Below are 20,190 nucleotides of genomic sequence, written 5' to 3' on the forward strand. Positions count from 1 at the left end.
CTGAGCAGTGCAGCACGAAAACACAGAGAGAAGGAACCGATGGCTGACCCGATAAATACCCGCTGTGACCTGATGATGTTTGGAGCGCTGGGCGACCTGGCGCAACGCAAGTTGTTTCCTGCACTGTACCAGCTTGAGCGTGCCGGGCTGCTGCACAAAGGCAGCCGGATTCTTGCCATCGCAAGAAACAAGGCGGACACCGGGGAGGTTCGTGGAATCCTTCTTGATAAGCTCCGTGAGCATGTAAAGAAGAGTGAGTTCGATGCTGATGTGGCGGAAAGATTTCTCCAGCGCGTTGACTACCAGTTCCTCGATTTTACCAACCCCGATGGCTACAGCGCTCTGAATGACTGGCGCAGCACCGAGGTCAGCAATCTGATTGTCTATATGGCTACGCCGCCCTCCATGTACGGTGTGATTGCCCGTAATTTGCGGAAGAACGGCTGTTGTGATCAGGACACGCGCGTGGTGGTTGAAAAGCCTATCGGCCATGACCTTGAATCTTCCAAGGTTATCAACGACGAGCTTGGTGAAGTCTATAACGAAAACCAGCTGTTCCGTATTGATCATTACCTGGGCAAGGAAACGGTACAGAATCTGATTGCCCTGCGTTTTGCCAATAACCTGTTCGCCTCCCAGTGGGACCAGAACCACATTTCCCATGTGGAAATCTCAGTGGCCGAGAGTGTGGGTATCGAGGGCCGGTGGGGCTATTTCGACAAGGCAGGTCAGGTTCGTGACATGGTCCAGAATCACCTCCTGCAGCTGTTATGCCTCATCGCCATGGATCCGCCTTCGGACCTTTCTGCTGACAGTATCCGCAACGAGAAGGTGAAAGTGCTGAAGGCCATGCGCCGGATAACGCCGGACCTGATGGATACGCACGTGGTGCGCGGCCAGTACACCGCGGGTACCAGTTGTGGCAAGCCGGTGCCGGGTTACCTGGAAGAAGAGGGAGCGATCAAGGGGAGCAAGACCGAAACCTTCGTTGCCCTGAAAGCCGAAATTGATAACTGGCGCTGGTCCGGAGTGCCGTTCTATATCCGTACCGGCAAGCGACTTCCGGAGAAGCTGTCTCAGATTATTATCCACTTCAAGCCCGCACCGCACTACATCTTCGACCCGGACCAGAAACACCTTGCGAACAACAAGCTCATCATACGTTTGCAGCCTGACGAAGGTATGTCTCTGCAAATCCTCACCAAGGATCAGGGGCTGGACAAGGGTATGCGGCTGCGCCAGGGGCCGCTGGAGCTGACCTTCTCGGAAACCTTCGAGACCGATCGCATCCCCGACGCCTATGAGCGTCTGTTGTGGGAGGTGATGAAGGGCAACCAGTACCTGTTTGTGCGCCGCGATGAAGTTGAGCACGCCTGGCAGTGGGTCGACCAGATCATGCGCAACTGGGAGGACAGCGGTATACCGCCAAAGCGTTACGCTGCGGGAACCTGGGGGCCGGTAGCTTCGATCGCCATGATAACCCGGGATGGGAGGAGCTGGTATGAAGATGCATGACCTGAACCTGCCGGAAGCGGTGGACGCGTATTTTTTCGATACCCCCGAGAATGCCGCGGTTGCTCTGGCGGAGGCGGTTGCCAATCATCTTGCGGAGCGGCTGTTGATTGCGCCAAGGGCCAGCCTTGTGGTTTCCGGTGGCTCAACGCCCTTGCCGTTTTTCGAGGCGTTGCGGGAGAAGCCCCTGGACTGGGCAAGAATTGATGTGCTGCTGGCGGACGAACGCTGGGTACCGGAAGACAACGAGGCCAGCAATACCCGGCTGGTGAGAGAGAACCTGCTGCAGGGCCCCGCTTCTGAAGCCAGATACATGCCTCTGAAGCAGCCCGGCAAAACCCCGGCTGAAGGCCTGGCGGCGGTGGAAGCGGCGCTTGCTGACCTTCATCTACCATTGGATGTGCTGATTCTGGGTATGGGCAACGACGGCCATACCGCCTCGCTGTTTCCGGATGCGCCTGAGCTGGACGAGGCGCTGGACACCGACTCGGCCGCCATCGTTTCGCCGATGACACCACCTTCCCAGCCTCAGGAGCGGATCACGCTGACATTGCGGGCATTGATCCAGGCCGGCTTTACAGCGTTGCACCTGAAGGGCGATGACAAGCTGAAAACCTTGCAGACGGCCTGCAGTGACCTCGAACAAGTAAGAGAGATGCCAATTCGCGCTGTCCTCAGGCCCGGCCTAAAGATTTTCTGGAGCGCCTGAGCGCTGATGGCTATTGAATTGTTTTTACCGGAGAAGATTATGAACCAACTGTCTGACTTTCACCGCGAGCGGGTTCGTTCGGTGCTGAGCGCTTCCCCCCTGATTCCGGTGATCACCATCAACCATCCAGACCAGGCGTTGCCTTTGTGTCGGGCATTGGTTGAAGGCGGTATTCGCGTTCTGGAAATTACCCTGCGCACGCCTCATGGCGTGAAAGCCATCGAACAGGTAAGAAAAGCCATCCCGGACGCCTGGGTGGGTGCCGGTACGGTAACCAGCATAGCCCAGTACCGCCAGGTAGAAGCCGCCGGCGCCCAGTTCGTGATCACACCGGGCGTTACCGAGGCCATCCTTGAATTCGGCGTCACCTCCGAAGCCCCTCTGTTGCCGGGCATCTCGACCATCTCCGAGTTGATGGTGGGCTACAACCTTGGCTATCGCGAATTCAAGTTCTTCCCAGCTGAAGTTTCCGGCGGCATCCCGGCCCTGAAGGCCTTCTCTGGCCCCTTCCCGGACGTCACCTTTTGCCCGACCGGCGGCATCCGACGCAATACTGCCAAGGACTATTTGGCCCTCGATAACGTCTCAGCCGTTGGTGGTACCTGGTTAACGCCCGGTGATGCAGTTTCTGCCGGCGACTGGGATCAGATTTCGGAGATTGTTCGGGGGAGTCTTGCTGACCTGTGAGTTCTGTTCTCGGTCTGTAGCCTGAGATATTGGGGCATTCGCGGTTGGTGGTAGGGTCGTTCGGGAAACGCTACGAGCACATCCATGTGCGCTTGGAATTGGCCATCCATGGCCAATTACATTCCCGAACGACCCTACCACCAACCGCTTGTTCTGACCCCAGTGATAACGCCTTTGGTGCGTCACCAATAAATGTAGGTCGGATTAGCGAAGCGTAATCCGACCTACGAAAACCGTGCTATATGGCGATATCCGATTGGTTAAAACAGAGGCTGCGGGGCGGGGCTTCCCAAAATGTGCGGAGCCATGGATGGCGGAGCCCAAGCGCACATGGATGTGCTTGTAGCGTTTTTGGGAAGCCCCGCCCCGCAGTCTCCAGTCACCAAACCAGCAGGCTACCGAAGACGAAGCTCCCAAGCTAACAGGTCAGCGAATATCCGCTCCAACACGAACAATCTTCATGGTGTTCGTCCCACCCTGGGCATTCACATAGTCACCTTTGGTGATAACAACCAGGTCACCCTCCTTGACTACACCCATCCGGACCAGTTCAGCCACCGCGCGGGAGTTCGTCTGCTCCGGCGGAATCGCCGCTGAATCAAACGGCACTGTCTGTACACCACGGAACAGCGTCACCCGATGTTGAGTGGAATGATGGCGGGAGAAGGTGAAAATCGGCAGGCTCGATTTGATACGGGACATCAGCAGGGGCGTGGCGCCGGTTTCCGACATGCAGATGATCGACGTGACACCCTCCAGGTGATTGGCGGCATACATGGCCGACAGGGCAATAGCCTCGTCCACATGCTCCATGCTTTCGTGAATGCGGTGCTTGGACTGGTGCATCGAAGGCTGCTTTTCCGCACCGATACAGATACGCACCATCGCCTCCACCGCTTCCGTCGGATAGTCGCCAACGGCTGTTTCGGCAGACAGCATGACAGCGTCCGTGTAGTCCATTACCGCATTCGCCACGTCCGAAACCTCTGCCCGGGTAGGCATAGGATTCTCGATCATGGACTCCATCATCTGGGTGGCGGTAATGACCACCGTATTGAGGGCGCGGGCGCGGTTAATGATGTGCTTCTGAACACCCACCAGTTCGGCGTCGCCGATTTCCACAGCCAGGTCGCCCCTGGCCACCATGACTGCATCGGATGCATCGATAACCGCATCCAGTGCTGCGTTGTCATGGGCCAGTTCTGCACGTTCGATCTTGGCAACCAGGCGAGCCTCTGAGCCGGCTTCCCTGAGCAGGCGACGGGCAACATGCATGTCTTCTGCGGTGCGAACGAAAGATACGGCCACGTAGTCTGCGCCAAGGCGGGCGGCGGTTTTGATGTCCTGTTTGTCTTTCTCGGTCAGCGCTTCGGCAGACAGGCCGCCGCCGCGCTTGTTCAGGCCCTTGTTGTTGGATAGGGGGCCACCGATAAGAACGCGGGAAGAGATGCTGGTGCCGTTGACGGTTTCGACTTCCATTTCGATGCGGCCATCGTCCAGCACCAGAATATCACCCGGTTTTACGTCCTCGATGAGCTGCTCGTAATCAATGCCAACCCGCTCCTCATTGCCGGCCTCTTTGTCCATGGCAGCGTCCAGGACGAACTGCTGGCCGGCCTTGAGTGTCACCTTGTTCTCGGAGAAGCGTGCAATGCGCAGCTTGGGGCCTTGCAGGTCGGCCAGCAGGGCCACAAAACGGCCATTGGCGGCGGCGCATTCCCGCACCCGGCGGGCGCGTTCCATGTGATCTTCCGCGCTGCCGTGAGAGAAGTTCAGCCGGGTTACATCTACGCCTGCGGCGATAATGGCCGACAGTGATTCCGGCGAGTCGGTGGCGGGGCCGAGGGTGGCGACGATCTTGGTGCGCCTTAGCATGGTTGCGGTTTCCTTTTATTTTTCAGGGGAGCTTTCCGGTGGTTGCCGATGAATGCCTGGTGGGCGGCCAGTGTTACTGGCTCGCCTTTTCCATCAGTGCGGCGGCATTATCGAGCATCCGGTTGGAGAAGCCCCATTCATTATCGTACCAGGCCATGACTTTTGCATGACGGCCCATGGCCCGTGTGTGATTGGCGTCGAAAATGCTGGACAGGGCGTTATGGTTGAAGTCCACGCTGACCAGTTTTTCCGAATTGTAACCCAGTACCGGGCTGTTTTCGGCCGCGGCCCTGACGGCTGCGTTGATTTCTTCTACCGTGGTGTCGCGGCTGGCTATAAAACCGAAATCCACCAGGGAAACGTTAATAGTAGGAACCCGCACCGCCAGTCCGTCAAGTTTTCCGGCGAGTTCCGGTATCACCTTGCCAATGGCGGCGGCTGCGCCGGTCTTGGTGGGAATCATGGATTGGGTGGCGGACCGTGCGCGGTACAGGTCAGAGTGGTAAACGTCGCTCAGCTTCTGGTCATTGGTGTAAGAGTGGATGGTAGTCATCAGGCCGCTCTCTATACCAATTGTCCTGTGCAGCGCCTCAACCACCGGGGCCAGACAATTGGTGGTGCATGAGGCGTTGGAGATAATGTGATGGTCCGCCGTCAGCATGTCATCGTTGACCCCGTAAACGACCATGGCGTCGGCATCCGGGGAGGGCGCCGAGATGATCACTTTCCTGGCGCCGGCCTTGAGGTGTCCTTCGGCCTTGTCGCGGGAGGTGAACAGGCCGGTGCACTCGAACACTACATCCACATGGTAGTCTTTCCAGGGCAGCTCTTCCGGGTTACGGAGGGCGGTAATGGCGATACGATCGCCATTGACAGAAAGAGACTCGGCGTCGTGGCTGACAATGCCATTGAAGCGACCGTGCACGCTATCGTATTTAAGCAGGTGGGCATTGGTTTCGGCATCGCCCAGATCGTTGATGGCAACAACCTGCATCTGGTTGCGGTAGTCGTTTTCATAAAGTGCGCGGAGAACATTGCGGCCAATGCGTCCGAAGCCGTTAATTGCGATGCGAATAGTCATGTTCGGGCTCCAAATCTGGTTGTTTATTGTTCATATCTGCTGGCGATGTAGTAAATATAACAACAAAAATTGGAGAATTGAATGATTTTCGGGTGAAAGCGGTAAAAAAAGACAGTAAACTTACGGGAATTAGAAAAGCAATCCAATAAAGACATTTCAGGAGACCCACTATGCACCCGACCGTAGACGCGGTTACCCGGCGTATCATCGAGCGCAGTCGTCCTACTCGCGAGGATTACCTGGGCCGGATGGCAGAGCTCAAGGCGCAATCGCCCCAGCGCAGCACGCTTTCCTGCGGTAACCTGGCGCACGGGTTCGCCGCCTGTAACCAGTCAGACAAGGACACCCTGAAGCTGATGAACAAGGCCAATGTGGCCATCGTCTCGGCATACAACGATATGTTGTCTGCCCATCAGCCTTATCACGACTTTCCGGATGTGATCCGTCAGGCTGCGCACGGCATGGGTTCGGTCGCCCAGTTTGCCGGTGGCACCCCGGCCATGTGTGACGGTGTCACCCAGGGGCAGCCGGGAATGGAATTGAGTCTGTTTTCCCGCGACACCATTGCCATGAGCACGTCCGTTGCGCTCAGCCACAACATGTTTGATGCCACTGTGTTACTGGGTATCTGCGACAAGATCGTGCCCGGGTTGCTGATCGGTTCCCTGAGTTTCGGTTACCTGCCAACGATGCTGATACCGGCGGGGCCGATGCCATCCGGGCTGCCCAACAAGGAAAAACAGCGCATCCGCCAGTTGTATGCTGAAGGCAAGATCGGCAGAGACGAGTTGCTTGAGGCAGAGTCAAAGTCTTACCACAGCCCGGGTACCTGCACCTTCTATGGCACCGCCAACAGCAATCAGCTTCTGGTAGAAGTAATGGGCCTGCATCTGCCGGGTGCGGCGTTCGTTAATCCGGGTACACCGTTGCGGGACGAATTGACCCGTGCCGCCACTGAACAGGTGATCCGGCTTTCCAAGCCTCACGGCGGTACGCTCGGCCTGGGCGACATGATAGATGAGAAAAGCATCGTCAACGCGCTGGTGGCGCTGCTTGTCACCGGTGGCTCCACGAACCACACCATTCACTGGATCGCCATTGCCCGGGCCGCTGGCATTATCATCGACTGGAACGACTATTCCGAACTGTCGTCGGTGGTGCCCTCCATGACCCGCATCTACCCCAACGGTCAGGAAGATATAAACGCCTTCCACGAAGCCGGAGGTACGCCTTTCCTGATCCGGGAGCTGCTGAGTGCCGGGTTCCTGCACAACGATGTTGAAACGGTAATCGGTCACGGTCTGGAACAGTATGCCCGCATGCCCGAAATGGAGGGTGACAAACTGGTCTGGAAACCCGCCCTGGAGAAAAGTGCCAAGCCGGACGTGCTGAGCACCGCGAAAGAGCCCTTCGCCCCTGACGGCGGACTCAGGGTTCTGGAAGGCAACCTTGGCCGGGGTGTTATCAAGGTGTCTGCTGTTGCCGAGGAGCACCGTACCGTCAAGGCGCCGGCGGTGGTCTTCAATGATCAGAACGAACTCAAGGCAGCCTTCGAAGCTGGTGATCTCGATAAAGATTGTATTGTTGTGGTCCGCTTCCAGGGTCCGAAAGCCAATGGCATGCCGGAGTTGCACAAACTGACTCCCTATCTCGGTGTACTGCAGGACCGTGGCTTCAAGGTCGGCCTGGTCACTGACGGCCGCATGTCCGGCGCGTCCGGCAAAGTGCCCGCTGCCATTCATGTTTATCCCGAGGCAGCCAATGGCGGCCCTCTCTCCCGGGTACACACTGGCGATGTCATTACCCTGGACGCGGTAAAAGGTACCCTGGAGATTGATGTGTCGGCGGATAAATTTACCGCCCGGGAGTCGGAAAAGGCCGACCTGAGCAGTTATCATCATGGCCTGGGCCGGGAACTGTTTGGGTGGATGCGTAAAGCCGCCAGTACCCCGGAAGAAGGTGCCAGCTTTTTCTGGAATCATGACGCATGACGACAACCAACTACTCGCTGGTAGGGGATATCGGGGGCACCAACGCCCGGTTTGCCCTCGTACGTACCGGAGAAGTCACGCCAGAAGCCGTTGAGGTTCTGGCCTGCAGCAATTATGACAACCTCGATTCTGCCATTGCCGATTACCTCCAGCGGTCCGGGGTCGGGGAAGTACAGGATGTTTGCCTTGCTGTAGCGTCCCCGGTTTCGGGCACCCAGGTGCGGATGACCAACAACCACTGGCGTTTTGACAGTGAGGAAGTGCGTCGTCAGTTCGGCTGGAGGGCGTTCAAGGTTATCAATGACTTCACGGCCATGGCATTAGGTGTGCCCCACGTGGCCGCCGAAAAACTGATTCATGTTTGCGGAGGGCCGGGCAATGCCCGCCGGCCCAGACTGGTGATTGGCCCGGGAACCGGCCTGGGTGTTTCGGGCCTGGTCCCGTTACAGAATGGCTGGGTTCCCCTGATGACAGAGGGCGGTCATGTGGATTTTGCGCCCACGGATGATACCGAGATGGCTGTGCTGCAGATTCTCAAGGCCAGGTTTGGCCGCGTATCTGTCGAGCGGATTCTCTGCGGCCAGGGCCTGCTGAACCTCTACCAGGCCCATGCCGAGATACAGGACGTGGCCGCGCCTCTGGATGCACCGGAGAAAATAACCGGCGCAGCACTGGATAACTCCGATCCTCTGGCTCGTCTGACCCTCCGGCATTTTTGCGAGATTCTCGGACGTGTCGCCGGCAATGGGGTGTTAACGCTCGGCGGCACTGGCGGCGTTTACCTGTGCGGAGGCATTCTCCCGCGATTTATCGATTTCTTTCTGGAAAGCTCCTTCCAGAAAGGCTTCGAAGACAAGGGCCGGATGCGGCCACTGCTTGAATCAACCCCGGTTTTTGTTGTGATGGAAGGCTATACCGGGCTGTTGGGTGCAGCGGAAGCGCTGACCAACCCCGAAGTATAGATTGCTACCGCCGTTGCTGTTCTTGCGGGAACGGCAGCGGTGGCTTACAGGTAGTGGACCAGCTCCTCTTTATCGAAACGGTACTGGCGGTTATAAACCCCTTTTTCAGAACGTTTTCCGGCTGCCAGTACCATGGTTACCAGGCCGTTTTTCGGCAGTTTCAGCAACCGCCGTACCCGGCATTCATCGAAGCCTTCCATAGGGCAGGAATCGAAGCCGTGGGCCCTGAGTGCCAGCATCAGGTTCTCCGCCGCCAAGGCGGTAGACTTGGTGGCCCAGATTTTCATTTCATTGGGGGAGTAGGGGCCTCTGGGCACCGGTCGTGTGAGCCCCACAATCAATCCCGCCGCTTTTTTGGCGACTCCGAATAGCCCGAAAGGGCCCTGGTTGTAATGGAGTGGGGCAATTTTTGAATAGTATTTCTGCACTATCCCGGGCAGATTTTCTTCCGGCCACTGTTCCAGTGCCATGCGCGAGTGTTCTCGCCAGGTATCCGTTCTGGCAATCACCACGATCAGCACCGGTGCGGTTTTTGCGGCATTCTGTCCCAGGCAGGCATCGGCCAGCCTGTTTTTCAGGTCCGGTGTGCTCACCACAAAAAACTCCCAGGGCTGCAAATTGCTGGAGTTGGGGGCCAGCATGGCCAGTTCCAGGCAGTCGTCCAGCACATAGTCCGGCACCGCTTCATCGGTAAACCTGCGGACCGAGCGCCGGCTACGCACCACTTTACGGAATTCATTAAGGGTGGGGTTCGGCGCGATTTCTGATTTCACATTCATGTCGGGCACTCCCTGTCGCCAGAGTTGGAATGGCTTATTTGTGGGTGTTGTTTGTGGGTGAGGAAAACAGGCTTTAAGGTTACGGTAGCCCTCTGTTTATGCAATGGCTTTTTCTTCAGGAGTGAGTGGCAAAAATGACCAGTATTGAATCCCGGCTACCTTTCGAGGAGTTGGTGGCGCAGGTGCGCCAGTGCACGATATGCGAGTCGCAACTTCCCCTGGGGCCTCGACCGGTTATCCAGATTTCCCGTGCTGCCCGCATTCTGGTCGTGGGGCAGGCGCCGGGTCGCCGCGTCCATGAGACCGGCCTGCCTTTTAATGATCCCAGTGGTGATCGGCTGCGGAACTGGATGGGTATAAGCCGGGAAACCTTCTACGACGAAGAGCAACTGGCCATTTTGCCCATGGGGTTCTGTTATCCCGGTACCGGGAAATCCGGTGACATGCCGCCACGACCGGAATGTGCGCCCGCCTGGCGAGACCTCTTGCTGGAGCGGCTGGAGCACATAGAGCTGACCCTGGCTATCGGCCAGTACGCCCATGCCTGGCATCTGCCCGGGGGGAAAGCGTCGGTCACCGAGCGGGTAAAGCGTTGGCGGGAGGAATGGCCGGAGTTGCTGCCGCTGCCTCACCCCAGCCCGCGAAACAATCTATGGTTACGTCGCAACCCCTGGTTTGAAGAAGAAGTGATCCCGGAGTTGCGTCAACGGGTCGCGGACATTCTCGGGCCGTAAGCCGGGTTACCGCCCGGAATGGCTCAGCGGGCTTTCTCCCACCGGGCGAGCAGGTCTTCGTAGCGGATGGTCTTTCCAGGTGGTTTCTCGTTTTGCAGTTTTGGTTTCGGGGCCCCGGGCTGCGCCAGCCACCAGTCGCGCCCTTTCGCCTCGTTGTCCGGAGCTATGCGGGGCGCGCAGTCGTTGACGGTAAAGTTTCGCTCCATGACGGCCATCGCTCTGTCCTGGCTCTCGGCCAGCTTGTCCATGGCTTGCTGTGCAGTACGCTCCCCGGACATGGCATCGGCAATGTTCGGCCACCACAGTTTGGCCAGTTTGGGGTAATCGGCTATGTTTACACCCGTCGGCGTCCAGGCCTCCCGCGCTGGGCTGCGATAGAATTCCACAAGTCCGCCGAGTTCGGCACTTTTCTGCTGCATTTCCGGTGAATCAAGATCGGATTCCCGAATGGGAGTCAGTCCTGTCAGGGTTTTCTGCAGCGACACGGACTTGGAAACTGTGAACTGGGCGTAGAGCCAAGCGGCTTTTTGCCGGCGTTCGCTCATCACCCGCGGAATGGTCCAGGCGCCTACGTCCTGGTAGCCCAGCTTCATACCCTCAGACCAATAGGCGCCGTAGGGGGAGGGGGCCATCCGCCATTTCGGGGTGCCGTCCTCGTTAACCACGGGCAACCCGGGTTTGGTCATCTCGGACGTAAAGGCGGTGTACCAGAAGATCTGCTGCGCTATCTGCCCCTGTGCTGGTACCGGCCCTGCTTCCGAGAAGTTCATCCCTGGGGCTTCTGGCGGAGCATAGCTTTTGAGCCAGTCTATGTACTTTTGCAGGGCGTAGACTGCCGCGGGCCCGTTCGTGGCTCCGCCTCTTTCAACAGAGGACCCCACGGGGTGGCATTCCTCCATCCGGATGCCCCATTCGTCCACCGGCAGGCCATTGGGCAGGCCTGGGTCTCCTGCGCCCGCCATGGATAACCACGCATCGGTGAAGCGCCATCCCAGCGAGGGATCACGTTTTCCATAATCCATGTGCCCGTACACGCGTTCGCCATCAATTTCCTTCACATGAACTGTAAAGAACTCGGCAATGTCTTCGTAGGCAGACCAGTTCAGTGGCACGCCCAACTCATAGCCGTAGCGTTCGAGGAATTTTGCACGCAGTTCGGGGCGCTGGAACCAGTCATACCGGAACCAGTAAAGGTTGGCGAACTGCTGATCAGGAAGTTGGTAAATCTTGCCGTCGGGCCCGGTTACGAAACTGAGTCCGATAAAGTCACCCAGGTCCAGGGTCGGAAGGGTGAAAGCCTTGCCTGCTCCTTCCATGTAATCACTCAGGGCCAGCGCCCAGCCGGTGCGGGAGTGCGTGCCAATCAGATCTGAATCATTGACGAAGGCATCGTACCGGCCTTTTGCCGCCATGATCCGTTGCAGGTTGACCTGACGGATTACCTCGCCTTCCGGCTTCAGATCATGGGTAACCTTGATGCCGGTTATCTCTGAAAACGCCCGTGCGAGAACGTCGGATTCATAACGGTGGGTGGCCAGGTTCTCGGACAACACAGAGATTTCCAGGCCTTCAAGTGGTTCAGCCGCCTTTGAGAACCATGCGAGCTCATCGGCCTGCGCACGGGGCGACAGGGTGGATGCCTGAAAATGTTCTGAAACCCACCGTTCGATTACCTGTTGGCGCGCTTCCGGCAGCGCATTGAAAGTGTCGGATCCGTGACTGACAGCGTTGAAGAAAAACAGATAGAAAATTCCAGCGACAACCGGCCAATTCTTCATGTGACACCCGTTTTTTTGTTTGTTTAACTACATAAACGAGCCTAATGTTCGATTTGTAGTTCGTCAACGAAAATTTGTGATCGGGCGTGTAACGCCAATAATGTCATGTAATACAGTATCTTGGGATTTGTTCCTTAAAATAGGTGGAATTGTTTTGTAACTTAATCGAAAAATTTATGTTCTAAAACTTTCTATTTTTTTTCTCTCGCGCTAAATTTGTTGTGTCTCGAAAACTGAAAACGGTCCTTTGGCCGTAATGAATGTTCGGGACGACAGTGCCTGTCGAACCGGAGGAACGACTTAACACATTGATAAAAATCGTAATCCGGCTGACAACGAGAGTCAGAAAAGATGGGCCGCAGAGTCTCAAACAATAATAGGAAGCTATCATGATCGAAAACAACAAATGTTCGAACGCAAAGTCCTTCAAGCTGTCTGCGCTGGCCGTGAGTGTTGCAATGGTTGCCGGGGCATTCGCCGCGCCGGCTTCCGCTGAGACTTCATTCGAGTCGGACAGCGGCTGGAGAGCGGGCTTTAATGGTCACATTCCGATCTTCGCTGTGCTTGGCAACTACGACGATCCGACCGATGAGGATTCTTTTACCATCACCACCGGCTTCAATCCTGCCACCTTGCAAACCAACATCTACGCCCCGACCCAGAGTGGTCTCGAAGTGTCTGGCCATTTCCAGATGAACGCCGACATTGCTCCGGGTGATGCCAACGCGAACTTCCGTAGCCGGGTGTCCGAAATTGCGGTTGCTGGTGACTTCGGCAAGGTAAACATCGGTAAGGGGTTCGGTATCTTCGGTGTCCCGGCTATCGGCGACAACGGCAGTGGCCTGGGCGTTGGCCTGATTGGAGGTCCGGACCAGGTAGCAGCAACCGCCGGCCGCATCGGTAACGGTTACTTCTACGCCAACTTCACGCCCCGTGTGATGTATACATCCAACAACCTGGGCGGTTTGCAGTTCAAAGTGGGTGTGTTCAGTCCGTCCAAGGTTGACGGTGTAGCTGATGCCGAGTACACAACCCCGCGTATCGAGGGCAACGTGGTCTACTCTGCGGATATGTTCTCCCTGTGGTCCAGTGCCTTTACCCAGGACGTGGATTCAAAAACAGGAACATTTGACGACTACACCATGTCCGGCATCGATTTCGGTGGTTCCATATCGGTGGGTGACCTGAATGTCCGGGGCAACTACTCTGTGACGTCAGGTACTGGTAACGGCGTATTTGCTGCGCGTCTGGACCCGAATGAGGAAGACGCCAGCCAGTGGTACGTCGAGACCACCTACAAAATCAACCGAACCACTCTGGGTGCCAGCTATGGTGAGGGTGAGGATGACATCAACTCAAGCGATAACGACACAGATCTCACCATGATCTTTGCCCGTTATGCTGCGACGGATGCACTGACCCTGATGGCCGAGTACACCACTCTGGGCACAGAAGGTGGCCAGGGCGAATACGATGCCTTCATCGTAGGCTCACAGCTTACTTTCTAAGAGGCATTGATACCTTCCTCCCCCACGGGAGGAAGGCGTCACCCGAAAAGCCGGATGTCGAAAGACAACCGGCTTTTTGTATTGAATCTCGGCTTCCCTTTATCGAACCCGCATAGTCAGACCGGGCATGGGGTGGGGGTACCTTTTCTGACGGGAAAAGGTGTCTGAGCGAAGCGAGTTCTTTTCCCATAAGAAAAGGTACCCCCACCCCGTGACCAGCCCCTGAAGCCTGGCCCAGCTACAGGCATTTCAGGTCACACCCATAAAAAAGCTCCGGGCGATAGAACCGACCGGAGCAAATGCCTGAGAGAGTGATTCAGGCGCTGTGGTGGAGAGCAACCGTCTGTGGTTGCGGGGTTGCCTGAGCCGACAGGTACCTGTCCAGCTCACGAACATCTTCTTTCGTGGCGTATAGCCCCTGCTTGGTGCGGCGCCAGAGAATATCCTCCGACGTCATCGCCCACTCGTGCTTGATCAGATATTCCACTTCCCGTTCATAGAGGGTACCGGCAAACCGGTAGCCAAGATCCTGAACGGATTTTGAATCGTTCAGAATGTCGTAGGCCCTGGTTCCGTATGTACGTACATAACGGCTGCTGATGGCCTCGGGTAGCCAGGGATAATCGGCCGACATGCGCGCTTCCAGGGTGGCATGATTCTCAAAATCGCCGCCCGGAAGGATTCCCTTTTTGGTCCAGGGCCCCTGGGCGTGAGGAAAGAACTGGCACAACTTGTCGGTAGCGGCTTCTGCCAGCTTGCGGTAGGTGGTGATCTTGCCTCCAAATACCGAAATCACCGGCGCTTTACCCTTTTCCTTGCTGACTTCAAAGGAATAGTCGCGGGAGGCTTTCTTCGCATCGCCTTCTTCGTCATCCATTAGCGGGCGAACGCCGGAATACGACCAGACGACATCGTTCTCTGTCAGCTGGCGTTTGAAGTGGGAGTTGACGATATCCAGCAGGTACTCGGTTTCTTCCGGTGAAATCTTTGCTTTCTTCGGATCGCCCTCGTAATCCACATCGGTAGTGCCCACCAGCGAGAATTCGTCTTCGTATGGAATCACGAACACAATGCGCTCGTCCTCATTCTGCAGGATGTACGCCTCAGTCTCCCGGTTCAGCCGAGGGACAACGATGTGGCTTCCCTTGACCATGCGAATGTTTTTTGGCGCTTTCATGGCCAGGCTTTCGCTGAACAGGCGGCTTACCCAGGGGCCGGAGGCGTTGACAATAACCTTGGCAGACACATGGTGTACGCTGTCGTCGTTCATGTCCTGAAGTGACACATCCCAGGAGTTCTCGCCACGTTCGGCATTGATGCATTTGGTTCTGGTCAGAATGGTGGCGCCACACTCCTGGGCCTTCTTGGCGGTCAGCACAACCAGCCTGGCGTCGTCCACCCAGCCATCGGAATATTCAAAGCCCCTGGTTATGTCGGACTTCAGCGGATCTTTCTCATCAAACCTGATGGACCGTGATCCGGGCAGGACTTCCCTTTTGGCAAGATGATCGTAAAGGAACAGTCCCGTTCGGATCATCCAGGCCGGGCGCAGGTGAGGGCGGTGAGGTAACCGGAAACGCATGGGCCACATGATATGAGGCGAGTTTCTTAATAGCGACTCCCGCTCTGCCAGAGCCTCACGTACCAGCCGGAACTCGTAATGCTCCAGGTAACGCAGGCCGCCATGGATCAGCTTACTGCTGTTGGACGAGGTCGCCGAGGCGAGGTCATTCATTTCGCACAACAACACTTTCAGACCCCGGCCCGCCGCATCCATCGCGATCCCCGTTCCGTTAACGCCGCCGCCAACAACGACAACGTCAAATTTATTGTTCTCCTCGGTCATCTTGTGCCATCTCCTGACGCCAATGAAAGTACGCTTCCGGGCGTTCTTTCCGGTTTTTACTGAAACGTATGTTTATATTATGCGAAAGCAAAATATATTCGTAAAGGAAAATACAGAAAAAAAACGAAAAAACATGCGCGAATGAGGAGAGTGCTCGCTGAATGACCATCAGGCGGTGGGTGGGGTTATGACGGGAGGGTCAGACCAGGTGGAGTTCCACGTTGTTCTCACGAAGCAGCTGACGGATCTCGACCGGCGGCTGTTCGTCGGTAAATACGTGATCTGCCTGGGCGATACTGCCGAGGCGAACCATGGCATTACGGCCAAACTTGGAATGGTCGGCAGCCAGTAATACCTGGCCGGAATTTTCGATGATGGCCTGGGCAACGCGAACTTCACGGTAATCGAAGTCAAGCAATGAACCGTCGGTGTGGATGCCGCTGATGCCTATGATGCCGAAGTCCATCTTGAATTGATTGATAAAGTCCCGGGTGGCTTCACCAACAATGCCGCCATCACGATTGCGGACTTCGCCACCGGCAATGATGATATGGAAGTCTTCCTTTGCGGAAAGTATGGAGGCTACGTGCAGGTTGTTGGTCACCACCTGGAGGTTGTTCTTCTCCAGCAGAGCCTTGGCAATCGTTTCTGTGGTGGTACCGATGTTGATGAACATGGAGGAGTTGTCCGGAATCATCTCCACCAGAGCCTCGGCAATACGCTCTTTCGCTTCCAGATCCATGATCTTGCGAGCCTGGTATGCGGTGTTTACGGTGCTGGAGTCAATGCCTGCACCGCCATGGTGGCGACGGAGTTTTTTCTGGCTGGCCAGCTCGTTCAGATCCCGGCGAATGGTCTGCGGTGTGACTTTAAACTGGTCAACCAGCTGTTCTGTAGTCACGAAGCCGTTTTGCTGGATCAGCTCCATGATCAGATCCTGCCTGCGTCGCTGTGCCATTCAACTCCCTCCGGTGCCCGGTTTTTCTGTTACGAACGAAATAGCGATTTCATATCCGTGTTCAGTCTAGAGTGTTTTTGGGCTTTGTGCAGCCTTTTTAGGGAGTTGTAGAGTTCGATCGATTTCTCGGTGGTGAAAAGGGTTGGCTTTTGTTTTCAAAAAAGTAAAAATACGAAAAAATAAGAACACCCGAGGCAAAAAATATGACTCAGTACATTCTATCCATCGATCAGGGGACCACCAGTTCCCGCGCGATTCTTTTCACTCTGGATGGAAATATACACGCCAGCAGCCAGCAGGAATTTCCTCAGCATTTCCCGGCCAGCGGTTGGGTAGAGCACGACCCCGAAGATATATGGCGCACCGTCAGAGAAGTCTGCGATGACGTCATGGAAAAGGGGTGTTCAGGAACGAATGAAGTGGTCGCCGTTGGAATCACCAACCAGAGAGAGACCACTGTGCTATGGGATCGTGCAACCGGTGAGGCGGTTTACCCGGCTATTGTGTGGCAGGATCGCAGAACCGCTGACTGGTGTGAATCACTGAAGAAACAGAGTCTCGAACCGTCAGTGAACAACAAGACCGGACTGTTGATCGATCCCTACTTTTCGGCCACGAAAATCCGCTGGGTACTGGATAATGTTCCCGGAGCCAGGCAGCGGGCCGATAAGGGTGAGCTGGCATTTGGCACTATCGACAGTTTCCTGCTCTGGCGCTTGACCGGTGGCAAGGTTCACCGTACCGATGCCACCAATGCCAGTCGCACCATGCTGTTCAATATCCATAAACAGGAGTGGGACCAGGAACTGCTGGATCTTTTCGGCGTTCCGGAATCCCTGCTGCCCGAAGTGATGGATTCAGCGGCGGACTTCGGACAGATCGTGGGTAATGGGCGTCTTGAGGGGGCTTCGGTGATGGGCATTGCCGGTGATCAGCAAGCTGCATTGTTCGGACAGACCTGTTTTGAGACGGGTATGGCCAAAAGCACCTACGGCACCGGATGTTTCCTGATGCTGAATACCGGTGACAAGGCCCTGACCTCGGAGCACCGGCTGTTGACCACCGTTGCCTACCGACTCAATGGCAAGCCGGCCTATGCGCTGGAGGGCAGTATCTTTATCGCCGGGGCTGCCATTCAATGGCTGCGGGATGGCCTGCAACTGATCAGGAATGCCTGTGAAACGGAGCCGCTGGCGGAGGGGACGCCTGTGGATCACGGGGTTTACCTGGTTCCGGCATTCACCGGCCTGGGTGCGCCCTACTGGGACCCCAACGCCCGGGGTGCCATTTTCGGGTTGACCAGGGATACCGGCATCAAGGAAATCGTTACCGCCGGCCTGCAGTCGGTATGTTACCAGACCAAGGACCTGCAGAAGGCCATGGAAAAGGATGGACTGAGGCCCATTACCCTGCGCGTGGATGGCGGTATGGTTGCCAATAACTGGGTGCTGCAGTTCCTTGCGGATATTCTCGGAGCGCGGGTCGACCGACCCGCACTGGTGGAGACCACGGCGCTCGGGGCCGCTTACCTTGCCGGGCTGCAGGCCGGCGTATACAAATCCCTGGAGGATCTGAGTGACATGTGGCGGTGCGACAGGAGCTTTGATCCGGTCATGACGAAGGTACAGCGTGACAGTCTGTATGAGGGCTGGATCAAGGCCATCAGCAAACTCTGACGAATCGGTTTGCGGCAGAAAGAGTGGCTACCGAACCCCCAGATCCCGCAGCCGCTTGTATAAAGTGTTGCGGCTGACGGCAAGTTCCCGGGCTGCCCGGGAGACGTTTCCCATACATTGCTGGTAGACCACCAGAGTCTGTTTCATTGTGTCGGTCTGGGAGTTGTCATTGGCCTGGGGGGCCTCGCTGAAGGAAGATGGATCGAACACCGCCTTCTGGGCGAAGGTTTTCCGGGCCTCGTATTCCGCAACAAACTCTTCTGGCAGGTGCCAGAGTTCGACATCGTCGCCGTCGGCTATGGCGACTGCGACACGAAGGATGTTAACCAGCTGGCGGATATTTCCGGGCCAGGGGTGATTTTCCAGGGCGGCCATGACTTCCGGGTTCAGCGTCTCCGACTGGCTATCATCGCGCTGCTCCTGATAGATACGGTGGATCAGCTGGCGTTTGTCCAGGCGCTCCCGCAGTGGGGGAAGTTCCACGCATAAGCCATTGATACGGTAATAAAGGTCAGCCCTGAATTCGCCACTGTTGACGCGATCAGAGAGGGGGCGGTTGGTTGCAGAGACCAGCAATATGTCAACCGCGATGCGTTCGGTGGACCCTACAGGAGTCACTTCACGCTCCTGCAATACCCGCAGAAGTCTGGACTGAGCAGCCAGCGGCATTTCGCCAATCTCGTCAAGAAACAATATGCCTTTATCCGCTTTCCTGATAAGACCGAGTGAGCCCTGGGCGCGGGCCCCGGTGAAGGCTCCCGCTTCATAACCGAACAGCTCCGACTCCACCAGTTCCGGCGGTATGGCTGCGCAATTCACCGAGACCAGCGGCTGGTTATGCCTGCCACTGTTGCCGTGCAGGGCTTTTACCAGTACTTCCTTGCCCACCCCTGTTTCCCCGCAAATCAGGATCGGGACACCGCGCTCCAGTACCTTGCCGGCCTGATCGACACATCGACGGACCACGGGTTCACCATGCTCTACGTCGTCAAGCGATATGCTGGTTTGTTGCCGGCCCTTGTTACTGGTGCGTTCGACAGGGCGGGCCGACGGTTTCGACGGTAATGTGTTCACCTGGGCTGGCCGCTTGAGAAGCCCCGACAGCCTAACCCGGTGGGTGGTGGTCAACTGGATGGAGGAGGTTTCCGAGTGATTCAGGATCAGATTCCTGCTCTCCATGAACAGTGAGCTCAGATTCCGGCCCGACAAAGGTGCACCAAGAAGCTGATCGGCACGCTGGTTGGAAGCGATGATCCGCCCGGTCTGATCAAAGGCGATCAGGCCAGACCAGGGGCTATCGATATTATCGGCCGTGGCGTTGAGGGTCAGAATGAAATGGTCGCTCCCCAGTTTCCTGACAATAAGCCGGTTCTCCACAGACTGGGACAGAAGCCGGACCATGCCCAGCGTATGAGCCTGGGGCAGATAAGCGTCACTGAAGGCGCTGAGAACGCCCACCAGGGTCCGGTCAGTATCAAAAATGGGAGCGGCAGAACCAATGATACTGCGGTTCAGTTTCAGAAAATGTTCGTTTCTCTGGACCTGGATCGGAGAGCTGGTGGCAATGGAGGTGCCGATGGCGTTGGTGCCGGCGTGGCGTTCGTGCCAGCTTGCGCCGGCACAGAAATAGGGGCGCAGATGGCTTTCGGTGATACGACGGTCCCCCCAGCCTTTCAGTACCCGTGCACCCGAATCCGCGAGCAGTATAAGGCAGCGGCTGTTTGACATGATGTTGTTGTAATAGGGGAGTACTTCGGTTTCCGTGGTACTCAGCAATCCTGCGTATTCCCTCTCAAGCCTCGAAACGGCCGCCTCCTCGAGATTGGCGGGCTCCGGCTCATGATCGTGATGAAGTCCATAACCGATACAGCGGTTCCAGGAGTCTGCAATGACGGCCCGGTATTCGGGTTGTTCGTGTTGCCGCTTCACCAGGATCCTCCGTGAATCTACAGTTTCGTTTTGTTTTTATAGCCACCCAGCAGAGTTTCTGTGGCGTCCTTCTGTTCATATGGCTGTTCAATAATGTGCGCAATCGTTGTTCAGGTCAATGTTCAAATTGAACAAAAAGTTTGATATCGAACATTATAATTTTCC

Annotated in this window: 15 protein-coding genes; 8 read left to right on the forward strand and 7 right to left on the reverse strand. The window is 56.5% G+C overall.

The features are described from left to right. The first annotated feature begins 39 nt into the window (after positions 1-39). Genes zwf through FO268_RS08945 form a run of 3 tightly spaced genes read left to right on the forward strand, consistent with a single transcriptional unit; the run spans position 40 to position 2,908 of the window. Positions 40-1,515: a glucose-6-phosphate dehydrogenase gene (gene zwf, locus FO268_RS08935; RefSeq protein ID WP_150992112.1), complete on the forward strand. Its 1,476-nt coding sequence runs from the start codon at positions 40-42 to the stop codon at positions 1,513-1,515. Beyond that, complete coding sequence (gene pgl / locus FO268_RS08940) at positions 1,508-2,221, forward strand: 6-phosphogluconolactonase (RefSeq protein WP_150993290.1); 714 nt, start codon at positions 1,508-1,510, stop codon at positions 2,219-2,221. Before zwf ends, pgl begins: the two co-directional genes overlap by 8 nt. 39 nt (positions 2,222-2,260) lie before the next feature. Further along, positions 2,261-2,908, forward strand: a complete 648-nt coding sequence (locus FO268_RS08945) for a bifunctional 4-hydroxy-2-oxoglutarate aldolase/2-dehydro-3-deoxy-phosphogluconate aldolase (protein WP_150992114.1) — start codon at positions 2,261-2,263, stop codon at positions 2,906-2,908. A gap of 426 nt (positions 2,909-3,334) precedes the next feature. On the opposite strand, the gene pyk is transcribed toward FO268_RS08945, so the two are convergent. Continuing rightward, positions 3,335-4,783: a pyruvate kinase gene (pyk, locus tag FO268_RS08950; RefSeq protein ID WP_150992116.1), complete on the reverse strand. Its 1,449-nt coding sequence runs from the start codon at positions 4,781-4,783 to the stop codon at positions 3,335-3,337. Positions 4,784-4,856: 73 nt separating this feature from the next. Next, on the reverse strand, positions 4,857-5,864 hold the full coding sequence (gene gap / locus FO268_RS08955) for a type I glyceraldehyde-3-phosphate dehydrogenase (RefSeq protein ID WP_150992118.1): 1,008 nt from the start codon (positions 5,862-5,864) through the stop codon (positions 4,857-4,859). A 170-nt stretch (positions 5,865-6,034) separates the two neighbouring features. On the opposite strand from gap, the gene edd reads away from it, so the two are divergent. Together edd and FO268_RS08965 are read left to right on the forward strand one after the other, a co-directional pair. After that, positions 6,035-7,855, forward strand: coding sequence for a phosphogluconate dehydratase (edd, locus tag FO268_RS08960; protein ID WP_150992119.1), 1,821 nt, complete (start codon positions 6,035-6,037; stop codon positions 7,853-7,855). After that, positions 7,852-8,817 (forward strand): glucokinase, encoded by a 966-nt coding sequence (locus tag FO268_RS08965; protein ID WP_150992120.1) that lies wholly within the window; start codon positions 7,852-7,854, stop codon positions 8,815-8,817. Before edd ends, FO268_RS08965 begins: the two co-directional genes overlap by 4 nt. 44 nt (positions 8,818-8,861) lie before the next feature. Here FO268_RS08965 and FO268_RS08970 read toward each other — a convergent pair whose 3' ends face one another. Next, positions 8,862-9,596 (reverse strand): nitroreductase family protein, encoded by a 735-nt coding sequence (locus tag FO268_RS08970; protein WP_150992122.1) that lies wholly within the window; start codon positions 9,594-9,596, stop codon positions 8,862-8,864. A gap of 134 nt (positions 9,597-9,730) precedes the next feature. Between FO268_RS08970 and FO268_RS08975 the strand changes: the two genes are divergently transcribed. Then, a complete protein-coding gene (locus tag FO268_RS08975; RefSeq protein ID WP_150992124.1) occupies positions 9,731-10,330 on the forward strand; it encodes a uracil-DNA glycosylase family protein in 600 nt (199 codons plus the stop codon). 23 nt (positions 10,331-10,353) lie between these two features. Here FO268_RS08975 and FO268_RS08980 read toward each other — a convergent pair whose 3' ends face one another. Next, positions 10,354-12,108: an ABC transporter substrate-binding protein gene (locus FO268_RS08980; RefSeq protein ID WP_202336581.1), complete on the reverse strand. Its 1,755-nt coding sequence runs from the start codon at positions 12,106-12,108 to the stop codon at positions 10,354-10,356. 389 nt (positions 12,109-12,497) lie between these two features. Between FO268_RS08980 and FO268_RS08985 the strand changes: the two genes are divergently transcribed. Then, positions 12,498-13,616, forward strand: a complete 1,119-nt coding sequence (locus FO268_RS08985; protein WP_150992126.1) for a porin — start codon at positions 12,498-12,500, stop codon at positions 13,614-13,616. A 316-nt stretch (positions 13,617-13,932) separates the two neighbouring features. Here the strand turns inward: FO268_RS08985 and glpD are convergent, their stop codons facing one another. Both glpD and FO268_RS08995 read right to left on the reverse strand, forming a co-directional pair. Beyond that, positions 13,933-15,462 carry a glycerol-3-phosphate dehydrogenase gene (glpD, locus tag FO268_RS08990; RefSeq protein WP_150992128.1) on the reverse strand — a complete coding sequence of 510 codons (1,530 nt, stop codon included), beginning with the start codon at positions 15,460-15,462 and terminating at the stop codon, positions 13,933-13,935. A gap of 199 nt (positions 15,463-15,661) precedes the next feature. Further along, the gene (locus FO268_RS08995; RefSeq protein WP_150992130.1) at positions 15,662-16,420 is read right to left on the reverse strand and encodes a DeoR/GlpR family transcriptional regulator; all 759 of its coding nucleotides are present in this window, start codon (positions 16,418-16,420) and stop codon (positions 15,662-15,664) included. Between the two features lie 203 nt (positions 16,421-16,623). On the opposite strand from FO268_RS08995, the gene glpK reads away from it, so the two are divergent. Next, positions 16,624-18,096 carry a glycerol kinase GlpK gene (gene glpK / locus FO268_RS09000; RefSeq protein ID WP_150992132.1) on the forward strand — a complete coding sequence of 491 codons (1,473 nt, stop codon included), beginning with the start codon at positions 16,624-16,626 and terminating at the stop codon, positions 18,094-18,096. A 27-nt stretch (positions 18,097-18,123) separates the two neighbouring features. Here glpK and FO268_RS09005 read toward each other — a convergent pair whose 3' ends face one another. Further along, complete coding sequence (locus FO268_RS09005; RefSeq protein ID WP_150992135.1) at positions 18,124-20,025, reverse strand: sigma-54-dependent Fis family transcriptional regulator; 1,902 nt, start codon at positions 20,023-20,025, stop codon at positions 18,124-18,126. Positions 20,026-20,190 lie beyond the last annotated feature (165 nt).

The sequence above is a fragment of the Marinobacter denitrificans genome, assembly GCF_008795955.1.
Classification (GTDB): Bacteria; Pseudomonadota; Gammaproteobacteria; order Pseudomonadales; family Oleiphilaceae; genus Marinobacter; species Marinobacter denitrificans.